General features: G+C 66.0%; 1 protein-coding gene and 1 pseudogene. One reads left to right on the forward strand and one right to left on the reverse strand.

What is annotated here, in order from left to right:
- Positions 1–320: pseudogene (locus tag ACWF94_RS39940) on the forward strand (hypothetical protein); the annotation flags it as partial.
- Positions 321–515: 195 nt separating this feature from the next.
- Here the strand turns inward: ACWF94_RS39940 and ACWF94_RS39945 are convergent.
- The gene (locus ACWF94_RS39945) at positions 516–1,439 is read right to left on the reverse strand and encodes an FkbM family methyltransferase (RefSeq protein WP_453500114.1); all 924 of its coding nucleotides are present in this window, start codon (positions 1,437–1,439) and stop codon (positions 516–518) included.
- Positions 1,440–1,761 lie beyond the last annotated feature (322 nt).

Consider the following 1,761-nt stretch of genomic DNA (forward strand, 5'->3'; position numbering starts at 1 on the left):
ACACCACCCTGCGCACCGCCGGACTGGAAGACGTCGCCCGCCACCGCGCCACCGCCGGCGACCCCGCCGCGGTGGCGCCCACCGTCGACGCCTGCGACACCCACGGACCCGACGCCCGGATAGACCGCATCTACGCGACCACCGAACTACTCCCTGCGGTGACCGATGTTGACGTCATCCCAATCCCCCCGGACGTGTCCGACCACCACGTCGTCCGCCTCGTACTCGACGGCGACATACTCGCCGACATCCTCAACCAGCAACCTGTTGGTCTCCAGTCCCTTCAGGAACCACCGACCAGCACCCCGGCCGAGGGCTAACGGCTCCGCCCCCGCCACCTACACTCACCTGACCGTCACCTGAAACCAAGGTCACAGCCGCCGCGCGATAGCGGCAACCGGACTGTGCCCCGCCGCGGCGGGGCACAGTCACCCCGTACGAGCCCCTTCGCTGACAGGTCCGGGAAAGCTTTGTGGGCGGCAGCCACTCGCCCATCAATCCAGGGCCACGCTCATTCAATCCAGCGACTCGGCGTCGACGCGCGAGAAGATGAGGTCGCTTTCGCCCCTGATCGACCCCCGCCACCGCACAGGTGCGGCCGGCGCTCCCCGAAGCGCGAGAGGGTAGCTCTCCGGCGCGTAGTTGTTGGCGACTTGATAGACGTGGAACCCGGCCTCTCGCATCGTCGCCAAAAGCTCATCGACTGATTCGCCGACTCGGGCCATGCGCTCCGGGGTCACCTCCACCGTGATCTCGGCGTCCGGTCGGAGCCGACCAAGTATGGGGCCCATGCCTCGTACGACGCCCCCCTCGGCGCCCTCCACATCCACCTTGATCACTCGGGCTTTGGCAATCTCCTCGGGCTCCAGAAGGTCAGGCAGCGGACGCGCCGCGATCTCGAACGTGGCCTTTGCGAGACCCTCGTACGGGACGATGCTGGTTGCCCCCAGGTTGCGGGAACTGGCGAGCACGAAGGTCAGTGTCTCGTCCTTGTCAGAGACCCCCGCGTTGATCGTGCGGAGGTTGCCACACCCGTTGAGTCGTGCGTGTTGCAGAATCCTGCGGTTGAAAACAGGGGATGCCTCCACCGCCACCACGCTTCCCGCCTCCCCGACGAGCCGGGAGGCGAGAACGCTGAAATAGCCGATGTTGGCGCCGACGTCGATGAACCCGTCCCCTGGCTTCAGACGGCGTCGGAGCCAGTTCGTCATGTGCGGCTCCCAAACGCCGAACATGTACAGGTACCGCTGAATGAGGTCCTGAGTGTCGACCGCGTACCGGTCGCCGAACCGGGACTCAACGACACGGCGGCGGGGATGGTCTCTGAGGCGAGGATTCAGGCACCCCGCAGCGAGCGCCGCTTTCCCCAGTGACCCAGGCGCACTACGTACGTACCGCCGACCGAGGGTGACCAGGGCCTCCAAAGCGGGGTTGCTCATCCGATTTCGCCTCTCCACCAGGGATCAGGTGAACGATAGCGCTGGGGAACCCAGCACCGGCCAGCGCTCTCGGCGATCACGGGTGAGGCTCAGATAGCGACTGGGTACCGCGCCGTCTCGATCGAACGGCAGGCCAAGCATCCGGGTCGCTGACCTGTGACAGTGAAGTTTGACGGTTTGCCATCGAAGTTTGACCGTGATCACGGGTCCTTTCTCAGTGAAGGGGTTGAGCGGTTCTCATCGAAGATTGAGCGGGCCGGCCAGGGCGAACAGGTCGGCCCGCCGGGAGGGGCCCACTGGACGTCCCGGCATGAAACAGGCC

The sequence above is a fragment of the Streptomyces sp. NPDC055078 genome (assembly GCF_053607985.1).